8 protein-coding genes are annotated in these 14,255 nt (G+C 61.1%); 6 read left to right on the top strand and 2 right to left on the bottom strand.

What is annotated here, in order from left to right; all coding sequences use genetic code 11:
- The first annotated feature begins 96 nt into the window (after positions 1-96).
- From C1896_12550 to C1896_12525, 6 genes are all read left to right on the top strand, one after another.
- Entirely contained in the window at positions 97-2,682 is a 2,586-nt protein-coding gene (locus tag C1896_12550; GenBank protein ID AZZ45646.1) for a PAS domain S-box protein, read from the top strand.
- Between the two features lie 290 nt (positions 2,683-2,972).
- Positions 2,973-5,024, top strand: coding sequence for a histidine kinase (locus C1896_12545; protein AZZ45645.1), 2,052 nt, complete (start codon positions 2,973-2,975; stop codon positions 5,022-5,024).
- A gap of 222 nt (positions 5,025-5,246) precedes the next feature.
- Positions 5,247-5,453 (top strand): hypothetical protein, encoded by a 207-nt coding sequence (locus tag C1896_12540; protein ID AZZ45644.1) that lies wholly within the window; start codon positions 5,247-5,249, stop codon positions 5,451-5,453.
- Positions 5,454-5,690: 237 nt separating this feature from the next.
- Positions 5,691-7,355, top strand: a complete 1,665-nt coding sequence (locus tag C1896_12535) for a phosphoglucomutase, alpha-D-glucose phosphate-specific (GenBank protein AZZ45643.1) — start codon at positions 5,691-5,693, stop codon at positions 7,353-7,355.
- A 458-nt stretch (positions 7,356-7,813) separates the two neighbouring features.
- Entirely contained in the window at positions 7,814-10,666 is a 2,853-nt protein-coding gene (locus C1896_12530) for a hybrid sensor histidine kinase/response regulator (protein AZZ47658.1), read from the top strand.
- A 612-nt stretch (positions 10,667-11,278) separates the two neighbouring features.
- Positions 11,279-12,049, top strand: a complete 771-nt coding sequence (locus C1896_12525; GenBank protein ID AZZ45642.1) for a 3-hydroxybutyrate dehydrogenase — start codon at positions 11,279-11,281, stop codon at positions 12,047-12,049.
- 65 nt (positions 12,050-12,114) lie between these two features.
- Here C1896_12525 and C1896_12520 read toward each other — a convergent pair whose 3' ends face one another.
- Positions 12,115-12,606, bottom strand: a complete 492-nt coding sequence (locus C1896_12520) for a GNAT family N-acetyltransferase (protein ID AZZ45641.1) — start codon at positions 12,604-12,606, stop codon at positions 12,115-12,117.
- A gap of 100 nt (positions 12,607-12,706) precedes the next feature.
- Positions 12,707-14,197, bottom strand: coding sequence for a sigma-54-dependent Fis family transcriptional regulator (locus C1896_12515; protein ID AZZ47657.1), 1,491 nt, complete (start codon positions 14,195-14,197; stop codon positions 12,707-12,709).
- Positions 14,198-14,255 lie beyond the last annotated feature (58 nt).

Below are 14,255 nucleotides of genomic sequence, written 5' to 3'. Positions count from 1 at the left end.
TTCAACAATGGCTACGTATATCGGTCTAGCTCAGAACGGTGGCCAGCTCTATGGGTCCAAGTAGAAGCTCGCTTTACACACTTTTTGGATAACAGCATGGCCCAACCAGATCTGCAATCCCGGCTTGCTTTCACGCTGCAATCGGCTGGCTTGCTGGAGTGGTACGTCGAGCTGGACGATTCGCTGAACGATACCCAGGCGACGGTCGAGGCCGTCACCCATGCGCTCGATGCCTGTGCATTGGGCAGCACCTCGCTCACCGAATTTCTGGAGCACATCCATCCCGATGATCGCGATCCGGTCGCCGAGCACGTGGCTGTCGCCCTCTCGACCGGTGACGAGGTGCGCTTCGAATGCCGTGTTCTGGTCGGCGACAGCAGTGTGCAAATGGTCAGCGTGACCGGTCGCTCCACCGCTCATCCCGAGCTGCGGGCGCTGCACTTCGTCAGTCAGGACGTGACCGACTGCCGCCGCTCCGAGGCCATAGCCGAAGGGCAGATGCGCTCACTGGAGCTGGCGGTGGCCGGTGCGCCCTTGACCGAAGTGTTGGTTGAACTTACCCGCTCGGCCCAAAGGCAGTCGGCTGGGACCATTCGCGCAGCCATCATGCGCCTGGATGAGGATGGCAGGCTGCGATTCGTTGAAGCATCCAGCCTTCCTTCAGATTTCGTCGCTGCGCTCGATGCAATGGACGCAGGTTCCGATGAAACCACCTGCAGCGTGTCGGTACGCACCGGCAAGCCAAGTGTTGCCGTGGATATTGCCAGCGATCCTTACTGGGCCCGGCACCGGGACAAGGCGCTTGAGCACGGCCTACGCGCTTGCTGGTCCACACCCGTTCTTTCTGACCGCGGCGAGGTGATGGGCACCATTGCCTGTTACAGCAGCGTATACGCAGCGCCGTCGTCTTTGGAGCAAGAAGGAATCACCCTGCTCGCCAATACGGCGGCGCTGGTGGTGCAGCGCGATCGAGCCAACCGGGCACGGATCAAGGCCGAGCGAGAGATGGCAGCCAACGAGCGCCGCTTCAAGGGGCTGGTGAAGGCCACCAACAGTTTGGTCTGGTCGACCAGCCCCGAAGTGGACATCGTTGAGCTACAGCCCGACTGGAATGAGTTCACTGGCCAGACGTTCGAGCAATCGCGCGGGAAGGGCTGGCTCGAAGCCGTGCATCCGGAAGATCGTCCCGCGCTTGAAGCCATCATTGAGGAAATGTGTTCGGTTTATAGCAACAAGCGCGCGGAATACCGCATCCGCCGGGCGGACGGCCAGTATCGGCATATGACCGGTCACGCCGTGCCCATCTTCGATGACCACGGGAATATGAAGGAGTGGTCCGGCGGGTTGACGGACATCACGGACCGCAAGCAGGTCGAGCACCGACTGCACCACATGGCCACTCATGACTCGTTGACGGGGCTGCCCAACCGAACCTATCTCAATGATCACCTGCGGGAACTGGTCAATTTCATTCCGGAAAATCAGCAGTTGATGATCATGCTGATCGACCTTGATCGCTTCAAGGAAGTGAACGACTCGATGGGGCATGGCTACGGCGACGTCCTCTTGGTGCAGATCGCCCATCGGCTGCGCGAGGCGCTGCCGTCCGGTGATCTGGTGGCGCGCCTGGGCGGTGACGAGTTTGTGGTAGTGGCTCATCTACCTGACGGCGTGCGCTCGGCCGAGCGGCTGGCAGCTGATCTGCTGCGGGCGATCCAAGTGCCCTGCGATGTGCTTGGCACACGTTACTACCCCTCGGCATCGATGGGCATGTGTCTGTATCCGGACCCGGACACCAGCATCGATGAGCTGCTGCAGCACGCCGATATCGCCATGTATCGCGCCAAGGATGCCGGCGGCACCGGGATGCAGTTCTTCTCGGCCGAGATGAGCATCGAGACCAAGAACCGCATGGCGCTCGAACTCGACCTGCGAGAAGCGCTGGAGCGCAATGAATTCGTGCTGCATTACCAGCCGCGTATTTGCCTGGACGATGACATTGCATGCGGTGTGGAGGCGCTGATCCGCTGGAACCACCCAAGCAAAGGGCTGGTATCCCCGGCGGTGTTCATACCCATCGCCGAAACCACGGGGCTGATCTGCAAAATCGGCAACTGGGTGCTGCAGCAGGCGTGCAAAGACATCCAGCAATTGACCGAACGCATCGGTACCGAGCTGATGCTGTCGGTGAACGTGTCACCGGTGCAGCTCAAATCGCCGACGCTGTGCAGCGAAGTCAGCGGGGCATTGCAGACAGCCGGGATGGATACGCACCGTCTCGAACTGGAGCTGACCGAGTCCGGGTTGATCGAAGACACCGACGCTTCGCACCAGCTCCTGAGAAACCTGCGAACCATCGGCGTCAGGCTTGCAATCGATGATTTCGGCACCGGGTACGCCGGCATCGCCTATTTACGCCAATATCCGATCGATGTTGTGAAGCTTGATCGGACCTTCCTTTGCCCAGCCGCGAAGGCTGATAACTGTCTCGATTTCATCAAGGCGGTGACCGAAATGTGCCATTCGCTTGGCATGCGCGTCGTGGCCGAAGGCGTAGAGGACGCCGATATGCTGCGGCAGCTGATGCGGTCGGCATGCGACGAGGCACAGGGTTACCTGTTCGCAAAGCCTATGCCGCTGGCCCAGCTGGGTGACTACATCATCGATCGTCGGGCAAGTTGAGCCATTCGACGTTTGGACTGCGCTGAAGTCGCAACTCAATATTTGTCTGAATCGGATGCACGGTGTCTTCTGCCCGCACGGCCGGCTCTGTACCATTTGTCGACGCTACTACTCCCAAGCTGGCCAAGCTGTCGTGGAGCCTGACTGTGGGGCTCTTGCGCAATCAAGCACAGCATCGCCTTCAGCCTTTGTGGCCGGCTTATCTATCGATTCTTCAAAGCAGAAGTTTGAGTGCTAAACGGACGCGAAGGGAAACCTCACCTGCTCCTAACTACAGGAAGAGCACCGACGTGACTGCTGACATTTCATCCGAGGCCAGGCGGCTATTGATTGGCACCGGCTGTGGCGTCGATTTCTCTCGCCTGGTCCAACTGCTGGACGAAGAGGGGTATGAACTCGCTTTCTGCTCCGATAGCGAGAGCCTGTTTCAACAATTGGATCACCGAGTGGGTGCGGTGATCGCCACCGATCGATTCCTCGCTTCGGCGATGGCGAGCGGGCCCGCCGTCACCGAGCAAGGTGACGGGGCGGACATCCCCTTTATTGTGGTCACAGATACGCAGAGCGAATCCCGCGCTGATTTTCTGGCAGTCAAGAAGCGGTTACCCGGGTGGGTAGCGGACCTGGTCATTCTCGAACAGCCAATCAGACCGGCAGCCCTGCTGAGCACCGTGGCGATGGCCTGGCGCTCTCGCCTCCGTCAGTTCGAGATTGCAGACCGTCTCGTGGAGCTCGCTGAGCAGCAAGCAACGCTTGAGAGCCTGGTCGAACACCTTCCGGTTGGCATCTGCCTGATCGATACAAACGGGACCACCGTGCTCAGCAATCCTACCTACGAGCGGTACGTCCCCAACCGAAGAATCCCATCCACTGATGGTCGGCATGCTCAGCGATGGGTGGGCCTCGATAGCCAGGGTCAACGGATCCCGCCGGATCAATTTGCAGGCGCCCGGGCTCTGCGCGGCGAAATGGTGGAAGGTGCTGACTTCCGCTACTACCCCGACGACGGGCCTGAGCTGTGGACACGCGTCAATGCGGTGCCGCTGTACGACAGCCAAGGGGAGATCCGAGGCGCCGCCTTGGTCGTCATTGATATAAATGCTGAAAAGCAGAACGAAGAAATGTTGCGCCGGTTCAACGATGATCTTGAGTTTCAGGTCAAGGTTCGTACCCGTGCGCTGGAAGAGGCGTTAGAGAAACTGACGCTGGAAAGCCAAGAACGAGCCCGAACCGAAGACCAGCTGCGCCAATCCATGAAGATGGACGCGGTGGGCCAGCTCACCGGTGGCATCGCTCACGATTTCAACAACATGCTTACGGGTGTCATCGGCGCATTGGACCTGATGCGACTCCGTATAGGCCGGCAGCAATACGGTGATCTGGATCGTTACATGACGGCCGCCCATACGTCCGCCAGCCGAGCGGCAGCCTTGACCCAGCGCTTGTTGGCGTTCTCCCGTCGGCAGTCGCTCGAAGCCCGCACCGTTTCAGTGAATCCGCTGATCTTGTCGCTAAGCGACCTACTTAAACGGACGCTGACGGAGCGGATCAAGCTTGAGCTGCAGCTTGATGACGGTGCCGGCTTGGCATTAGTCGATCCCAACCAGCTTGAAAACGCCTTGTTGAACCTAAGCATCAATGCGCGTGATGCCATGCCAGATGGCGGCATTCTGGCGATTGCTACCAGCCGAGCCGATATCGACGAGACCGAGGCTGCTCGTCTGGGTGGTCACAGGGGGCGCTACGTCAGCATCAGGGTATCGGACACGGGGGTCGGTATTCCCGAGCCCGTGCTGGGGAAGATATTCGAACCCTTCTTCACCACCAAACCCTTGGGGCAAGGCACCGGGTTGGGTCTGTCCATGGTCTACGGATTCGTTCAACAGAGCAGCGGTTTCGTCTCGGTGACCAGCGAGGAGGGGGCCGGTACCTCGATCACCTTGTACATACCCCTGGCGCAGTCGTCTGCAGTCGAGAATGGGGCGATCGCCGCGTCCGTGGATCTGACCTCCGGACGAGGGCAGACGATCCTTGTGGTGGAGGATGATGATTCGGTACGCCTGTTGCTCGCCGCCGCGCTGGAGGACTTCGGCTACCAGGTGCACCTCGCTGAAGATGGTCAGCAGGCGCTGAGTTTGCTCGATGGCTTGCTTACGCTGGACCTGTTGATAACCGACGTCGGACTGCCCGGTCTGAACGGTCGCCAACTGGCCGAAATCATCCAGCAGAAACGGCCGGATCTGCCCGTTCTGTTCATCAGCGGTTACGCCGAAAAACGCCGCGATTCGCTCGGAGTTTCTCGGGGCGGGCATGAGTATGATGACCAAGCCGTTCACGCTTGAGCATCTGGCTGAAACAGTATCAGCCGCCTTGGACGCGCAGGCTGAAACGGGCGCTATTGAGGGCGCAAGGCCAGGTCCCGCGGGATGGCCTGTCCGTACGGGTTCGACGAGCGCTTAGCGTCCGCCCGCCGAGATGACACTTGCCACCTGGGCATCGGCCAGAACCTGCTGGAACAGCAGCGGTGACATGGGCCGGCCGAGGTAGAAGCCCTGAGTCGCAGTGTGTTCGCCGGCGCTGACGCCAGTTGGTTGCACTACGGGACCTACGCGCTGCTGTTCTTTCTCATCGCGGTTCCTTGTCTATGCGCATGGGCGGCGTTGGGGCAGGGGGCAGTGCGGCTGCTGAAATCAGCGCAGTCGATCAGACGTTTCAATCGGTGCATGGCGTTGTTGCTGCTGGCCTCTGCCTGGAGCAGCTTGCTCGTCTGATCTTCGGTCGGCAGCGGAACCTCAACCCGCCATCTTCGCGGCACGGCCGGCGCGCTCTATCATGCGCCACCGCTGCGCATGCGCTTTCGATGCAACTGTGGGGAACCAAAGCCCGAGGGTGCATGGTCGAAGCGCGTAGATAAGTGCCGGTTGCCACCGTCATTTTGCGTTCGACACCCTCGGCAGAACTCAGGGTTCTGCCTGAATTGACCTACTGATCTTCCAAAGGAACGACTGATGAGCCTCGACCTCAACGCAGGACGCCTCCCCGCCGAGCACACCTTGACCAATATTCCGCGACTGATTTCGCGGTATTACAGCGAGCGCCCTGATCCATCCGATCCGGCGCAGCAAGTCGCTTTCGGCACCTCCGGCCACCGCGGCTCGTCACTGAAGAACAGCTTCAACGAGTGGCATATCCTGGCAACCACACAAGCGATTTGCGACTACCGCCGAGAGCAGGGCATCGACGGCCCGATCTTCGTCGGCATGGACACCCACGCGCTGTCCGAGCCGGCATTCGTATCCGCCCTGGAAGTGTTGGCAGCCAACGGCGTCGAGACACGCATCGACGCTGGCTGCAGCGAAACCAATGGCGAGCCCGGATACACACCGACCCCGGCCATCTCCAACGCCATCCTCGAATACAACGCTGGCCGCAGCAGCGGCCTGGCTGACGGCATCGTCATCACGCCGTCGCATAATCCGCCTGCCGACGGCGGCTTCAAGTACAACCCCACCAATGGCGGCCCGGCCGACACCGGCGTAACCAAGTGGATCCAGGAGCGCGCCAACGCGCTGCTGGTTGCCGGGCTCAAAGGCGTGCAGCGGATGGACTATTCGCAAGCGTTGAAGGCAGCCACCACCCAACGCTTCGATTTCATCGAACATTACGTAGGCGGTCTGGAACAGGTGATCGACCTGGAGGCCATCCGCAACTCCGGCCTGAAGTTTGGCGTTGACCCACTCGGCGGCGCCGGCGTGCATTACTGGACGCGCATTGCCGAACGCTACGGCCTGCCGCTCGAAGTGCTCTCGACCCGCGTCGATCCGACCTTCCGCTTCATGCGCCTGGACTGGGACGGCAAGATCCGCATGGATTGCAGCTCGCCCCACGCCATGGCCGGTCTGATCGAGAACAAGGACCGCTTTGACGTCTCCTTCGCCTGCGACACCGACCATGACCGCCATGGCATCGTCGCGCGATCGGTCGGGCTGCTGAACCCCAATCACTACCTGGCCGTCGCCATCGAATACCTGTTCACTCATCGCCCAGAATGGAGCGCGCAGGCGGGTATCGGCAAGACCTTGGTGTCGTCCTCGATGATCGACCGTGTCGCCAAGGGCATTGACCGCAAGGTGGTGGAGGTGCCGGTGGGCTTCAAGTGGTTCGTTGATGGCTTGATGGACGGCAGCCTGGGCTTCGGCGGTGAAGAATCCGCTGGCGCTTCTTTCCTGCGCAAGCAAGGCGGTGCGTGGTCCACCGACAAGGATGGTCTGATTCTCGGCCTGCTGGCTGCGGAGATCACCGCGGTGACTGGCAAGGATCCTGGCGAGCGCTACCAGGCGCTGACGGAGCGCTTCGGTTCCCCGGTCTATCAACGCATCGATGCCGCCGCAGACCGCGAGCAGAAGGCCAAGCTCGGCAAACTGTCGGCTTCGCAGGTCACCGCCAGCGAGCTGGCCGGCCAGCCAATCACCCAGATTCTCACCGAAGCGCCGGGCAACGGCGCCGCAATTGGCGGCCTCAAGGTCGTGACCGACAACGGCTGGTTTGCGGCGCGGCCGTCCGGCACCGAGGACGTCTACAAGATCTACGCGGAGAGCTTCGAGGGCGAGGCGCACCTCAAGCGCATCCAGGAAGAGGCCAAGGCGCTGGTGGATAGTGTGTTGGCAGGATGAGGGTCAGTTCGCGCAACTACTGCCATGGCGGTGATGCGTGCTGAAGTCGTGGACGGATCTGGCTGCGTGGAGGTTGGGTGAGATTGCAACCGGCGCCGACTGGCGGTGTGACCCTCCTCGTATTGGCGCGGCCAGGCAAACCTCTGGGTCGTTGTTGGCGCATAAACGTCCCAGGCCGTCGACAGGTCAGCCGGTGGTTGTGCTCGTGTGGCGCTAACCTCGACAATTGCAGACAGGTTGTCTAACCCGCCAGATCGTGGGGAACGGTCCGTCATCGTTATCAGATTGAGATAGGTATCGCGTTGAAAGACCTTACCCGTGAGGCGCTTGAGGCAGAAGTCGTGCGTCTGCGCACCGTCCTTGAGAACGCAGGGATCTGCGCGGAGCAACAGACGCGGCGCGACGTCCATCAGCCGGATTCCTGCTCGAGCTGCCAACCGGCAAGCGCGGCCGACCCGATGACGCTACAAGCACTGGCAGCAGAGCTCGCAGCCAGCCAGGCTGCGCTGACCAGTAGCGAAGCACGCCAACGCGCAGTGTTCGACAGCATCACCGAGCTCGCCATTGTCCTGACTGATCCAGCTGGAATCATTACCGACTGGAACCTGGGTGCCGAGCAGGTGATGGGGTGGAGCGCCACGGAAATGCTTGGCCAGAGCAGCGAGCGGATCTTCACGGTGACCGATCGAGCCACAGGCCGGGCCAAGCATGAGATGGAAGATGTGCTGCGTCGTGGGCGCGTGACAAACGAGCGCTGGCACTTGCGCAAAGACGGTCAACAATTCTGGGCATCGGAGGCGATGTCGCCACTGTATGGCCCAAATCACAGCCATCTTGGCTATATGAAGATCCTGCATGACCACACCAGCGAGCACATGGCAGGCCGCGCCATTGAGGAATCTCAGCAACGCTATCGTCTGGCTGCGAAAGCTACTAATGATGCCGTTTGGGACTGGGATCTGAACACCAATCATGTGCTCTGGAACGATGCACTGGAGCAGGCATACGGCTACCCACTTGCGGACGTCGACAGTTCTGGAGACTGGTGGATCGAGCGCATCCATGCAGAGGACCGCGCGCGCATCCACTCATCGATTCGCGCCGTTATCGATGGGAGCGGTACCACCTGGACGGGTGAATACCGCTTCCGGCGTCAGGACGGGACCTACGCCGAGGTGATCGACCGCGGCCAGGTTATCCGCAACGCCGAAGGTGAGGCCGTGCGTATGATCGGCGCGATGCTTGATCTGACACGCATGCGCGCTGTGGAAATAGCGCTGCGCCAGAGTGAGGAGCGGTTCAAAACCATACTGGAGTCTATCGAAGCGGCGTTCGCGATCGTTCAGGTCAAGTTCGACGCGAACGACCAGCCCGTGGACTATCTGTTTGTTGAGGCCAACCCGGCGTTCGAGCGCCAGGCAGGCGTCGACCTGCGGGGCAAGTGGGTTACCGAATTCGCACCGGATCTGGAGCAATTCTGGTTCGAAACCTACGGCCACGTTGCGAAAACCGGGGAGCCGGCCAGTTTCGAGAATTACGCTGAAGCGTTCGAGCGTTGGTTCGACGTTCGGGCCGTTCGAGTCGGCGACCCCGCCGAGCGCCAGATTGCGATTCTCTTCAGCGATGTAACCCAGAGGCGACGTGCCGAAGAGCGCCTGCGTGTCAGTGAATCGCTTGCGCGAGAAAACGTCCAGCGCGTTCAGCTTGCCCTCGCGGCCGGCGCGATCATCGGAACCTGGAATTGGCATCTGCCTACCGACCGGTTCACGGTCGATGAAGGCTTCGCTGTCGCCTTTGGTCTTGACCCCGCCCTCGGCCGAGAAGGGCTCAGCCTTGAGCAGATAATCGCTACCGTGCACACCGAAGACCGGGAGGGGCTGAAGGCTGCGATAGCCGAAGCGATCTCCCGCGGTGGCGCCTACGCCCATCAGTACCGGGTACGGCGTGCTGATGGCAGGTATTACTGGATCGAAGCGAACGGACGTGTCGATCTCGCGGAAGACCGCACGCCTCATAATTTCCCAGGCGTACTGATTGACGTCGAACACCGGCGGTCCATCGAGGCGGAGCGTGACAGGGCCACTGCGGCGTTGAGAGCGCTCAATGAGACCCTGGAGCAACGCGTGGCCGAGCGGACGGCAGCGCTGATCCAGACCGAGGATAAGCTGCGACAGTCACAGAAAATGGAGGCTGTCGGTCAACTCACCGGGGGCCTTGCACACGACTTCAACAACCTGCTCGCAGGAATTTCGGGCGCGTTAGAGCTGATGAGTCTGCGGTTGTCCCAGGGGCGGTTTGACGATATCGATAGGTACATGGCGTCAGCTCAGGGGGCGGCGAAACGTGCCGCAGCCGTGACGCACCGTCTCCTGGCGTTTTCGCGGCGCCAGACGCTCGACCCGCGGCCGATCGACGTGAATGTGCTGATGGAGGGTATGACGGAGCTGATCCAGCGCACGGTCGGCCCCGGTATTCGGGTTGAAACCGTCAGTGGCATGCACCTCTGGTCGGCGTCCGTCGATGCGAGCCAGCTCGAGAATGCCATCCTCAACCTGTGCATCAATTCCCGCGATGCCATGCCGGACGGCGGGCGTATCACCATCGAGACGTCCAACCGATGGCTGGCGGGTGATATCGCTCGGGCATACGACCTTCCCGAGGGTCAGTATCTCTCGCTGAGCGTAGCGGACTCCGGAACGGGCATGACACCAGCCGTTATCGCCAAGGCGTTTGACCCCTTCTTCACCACCAAGCCGATCGGCCAGGGCACAGGCCTGGGGCTATCGATGATCTACGGATTTGCCAAGCAGTCCGGTGGCCAGGTTCGCATTGATTCAGAGAAGGGGCAGGGCACCCAGGTATCCATCTTCCTGCCGCGTTACATCGGTGAAGCGGCCGAAGCCGCAACCGTGCCGACGATGACGAATACCGTTCCCGGCGAGGCCCGCGGGACGATTCTGATCGTGGACGACGAACCGACCGTGCGTCTGCTCCTGATGGATGTTCTAGGTGACCTTGGCTACACGTTGATTGAGGCGGCTGACAGTGTCAGCGGGCTGAAAGTGTTGCAATCCGAAGTAAACATCGACTTGCTGATCACAGACGTCGGCCTGCCGGGGGGTATGAACGGACGACAGATGGCCGACGCGGGTCGGGAGATACGCACGGGCCTGAAGACCCTCTTCATTACAGGCTATGCAGAAAGCGCAGCGCTTGGAAACAACTCCCTGGGTGCGGGCATGCAGGTCCTGACGAAACCCTTCGCGATCGATACCCTTGCCATCCGCGTCCAGGAAATGCTGGCTTTGTAGGCATCAAGGAACGTCGCTAAGTCCCGCCTGGGGCTGCCTTGACCAAACATGGCCAGGCCGCCGGGGGCCACCCTGAGTGGTGTGCCCGGCAGAAAACGGCATTACTTCTTGGTTGATCTGCAGAAACGCGGCCGGTGAATCCCGAATCGGTTTAACGGCGCTACGCGGACCGGGCGGACAGGCATGGGTCCAGTCATCCGGACATATCGTCGTGAAGGCAGTACGTCGAAATGGGCATGTACACGAATCTGTACATTAGCGTGATGCGCCGTTGTCCCGTCGGTCGTCCACTCACCTCGGTTTGGCAGCTGTAAGTCAGCGAAACCAAGGCCTAGGAACCATTTCTGCTGGCCGCGTCTGGATTGGCATGGCTTTCGCTCTGACAAAGTCTCTCTTTGCTCGTTGAAGCTGATGCATCCGAGCGAGGCGACAAGAACAACAAGGAAAACCGCAGATGACTCCTTCTTTTAGTTCTGGCCGTTGTGCCAGCCACTCGTCCAGTACCCTGCCTGTCAGCGCCCCCGTCATGGTCTGTGAAGGCCGCTTTGCTGGCAATCAACGCGTCGGTTTTGGCCGCGCTGTTCCAGTTGCGCAACCCGATCGGAGCACGCCATGACACTCAACGCTAAGACTGCTCTCGTGACGGGTTCGACCAGTGGTATCGGCCTGGGCATTGCCTGCAAGCTGGCCGAGGCCGGGGCCGACGTGATGCTCAACGGTTTCGGCGATGTTGATGCCGCCCTCGAACGCGTCTCGGCATACGGCACGCGCGTGCTGCACCATCCTGCCGACGTGTCCGATGTGGATCAGATCGCCGATTTGGTCAGCCGGACGGAGCGCGACCTCGGCTCAGTCGATGTGCTGGTCAACAATGCTGGCATCCAGCATGTCGCTCCCATCGAAACATTCCCCGTGGAGCGCTGGGACACCATCATTGCCATCAACCTGTCCTCGGCGTTTCACACCATGCGCCTCGCCTTGCCGGGCATGCGTGAGCGCAACTGGGGGCGGATCATCAACATCGCCTCGGTTCATGGCCTGGTGGCCTCGGCGCAGAAGGCTGCTTATGTGGCCGCCAAGCATGGCCTGGTCGGTCTGACCAAAACCGTGGCGTTGGAAACAGCTACCACCGGCATTACCTGTAACGCGCTTTGTCCTGGCTGGGTATTGACGCCCCTGGTGCAGCAGCAGATCGATAGCAAGGCCCAGGCCCACGGCGACCCGAGCCAGGCGACCCGCGAGCTGCTAATGGAAAAACAACCGTCGCTGGATTTCGTGACGCCGGAACAGCTGGGCGAGCTGGCCGTCTTCCTGTGCAGCGATGCTGCTCGCCAGGTCCGCGGCGTTGCCTGGAATGTCGACGGCGGCTGGCTGGCGCAATAGTCATTCGGGCCATCCATGGCCGCAGCGGGTGTGTCGTCTGCGGCTACCGGTGGCAAAACAGTTTGTCATTGCCCTGCCGATGGCGGGTTGCGACGGAGATGAACTAACGCGATGCGTTCACCGGCCCGACTCTGTCTTTCCTCGATCGCGAATGGCACGAACCCGAGCTTCGGATAGAGCAGCAGGCCCGCTGTGTTCAGGCTGAAACAGGAGATCTGCACCTGGGCGGCCGCAAATTTCGAGAAGGCAACCGCGCAAAGGTGGTCGACGAGGAAACCTGCAGCCCCGGACCTGCGCGCGTTCGGCGCAACGATCACGTTCCCGATTGAACAAACCCCACCCTGATCCCATCGGTAGAAGTTCGCGAATGCTACGGGCCTGCCTGATTGGACGACGACGGACGACTCGGCGCGTTGAGCGATCGCCTCGAGCAGTTGGCCCTCAGTGAGTGGGTAATGAGCTTTTGGAAAGCAATAGAAGAGTTCGGCTTCGTCCTGCGGCCATTCACAGATAGCCGGCAGATCTTCGTGGCAAACCGGGCGAATCGTAAATGTCATTCTTTGCGCATCCTGCGACAGTCAACGGTTCGTTACGTTAACGACGGACATCAGCCGCAGCAAGGCACCCATCATTGCTTACGAACTTCTAGCTATCGCGCTACCGTTCGCTCAGTCCATGTAACTGCAACTTCGAATACAGACTGGCTCGGGATATGCCCAGCTCCGTCGCGGCTCGGCGGCGGTTGCCTTTGCAGGCGAGCAGGGCGGTCTGCAAGGCGCGGCGCTCGGCCTGGGCGACGCTTTCGGCGAGACGTTGCAATGGTGCGTTGGGTTCCGGTGCCGGTTCAGCAAGCATCGGCTCACTGGGCATGGCGGCAGCCTGCGGCGCGGCGGTGGTCGTCGAGCCCAGCAGCGGCGAGAAATGGCGTGCTTCCAGCGGGCTGCCATCCGTGCTCAGCTGGGCGCGTTCCAGCAGATTGCCCAGCTCGCGTACGTTGCCCCGCCACGGCTGGTTGCACAGCAATGCGATGGCGCTCGGTGCAAGTTCCATGGGTGCCTGACCGGAGCGGTTGGCAATGTCGTCGAGCAGGTGTTCGATTACGGCTGGGATGTCAGCAGCGCGTTCGCGCAGCGGTGGCACCTGTAGCGCCAGGACGTTGAGCCGGTAGTAAAGGTCATCGCGGAACTCGCCCGCGGCGACCTTGGCTTCCAGGTCGATGTGCGTGGCAGCGATCACCCGCACATTCAGCGGCTTGACCTGGTTGGAGCCCAGCGGCTCGATTTCCTGTTCCTGCAGCACGCGCAACAGCTTGGCCTGCAGTGCCAACGGCAGGTCGCCGATTTCATCGAGGAAGAGGGTGCCGCCGTTCGCCACTTCGAACTTGCCGATGCGCGCTTTGCGATCAGCGCCTGTGAAGGCGCCGGGCGCAGTGCCGAACAACTCGGCTTCAACCAGCGTTTCCGGAATTGCCGCGACGTTGACTGCAACAAAAGGTCCATTGGCACGCGGCGACAGGTTGTGGATGCCCTGGGCCAACAGCTCCTTGCCTGTACCGGTCTCGCCACGGATCAGCACTGTGGCGTCCAGCTGGGCGGCACGCCGTGCTTGGCGTTTCACTTCGCTGGCGGCCGGGCTGGTGCCGATGAAGCCGGCGATGGTGTAGCGCGCTCGGCGAGCCTTGGCCAGTTCGTTCTGGGTGGCGACCAGCTGCGTCTGCAGCGTGGTGAACTTGGACATCAACGGCTTGAGATGTCGGGCGCGGTCGAACAGGACGAAACCCAGCGCGCCGACCAGGGTGCCGTCTTCGTCACGAAGCGGAATGCGAGTGACGACGAAATGCTCGCTGCCGAAGGCCATCAGGTCGAGCATGCTCGGCTGGCCGCTTTCCACTACCTCGCGCAAGCGGCTGGCGGGCAGCACCTCTTCGATTTCCTTGCCGAGTACGCTACGCGGGTCGCTGATGCCGATCTTCTCGGCGTACTTATCGTTGATCCAGACAATGCGTGCCTGGCGGTTGACCGCGATGGTGCCTTCGCATTGGGCATTGAGGTGGTCGAATAGCAGCGGCATGGCCACCGCACGGAAACGTTCGGGAGATACGCCGATGGTCAGGCCGTTGAGATCAAGGTCGTTGCGGGCGATTGCCATGGGTTCGAGCTGTCCGGTGAGGTTCGGCCGATTATGGAAGGCGCCGGCTGCCAGGGGC

It is taken from the genome of Pseudomonadaceae bacterium SI-3 (genome assembly GCA_004010935.1).
Taxonomy (GTDB): domain Bacteria; phylum Pseudomonadota; class Gammaproteobacteria; order Pseudomonadales; family Pseudomonadaceae; genus Stutzerimonas.
The sequence above is the reverse complement of the archived record's forward strand: the minus strand, read 5'-3'. Positions and strand labels throughout refer to the sequence as shown.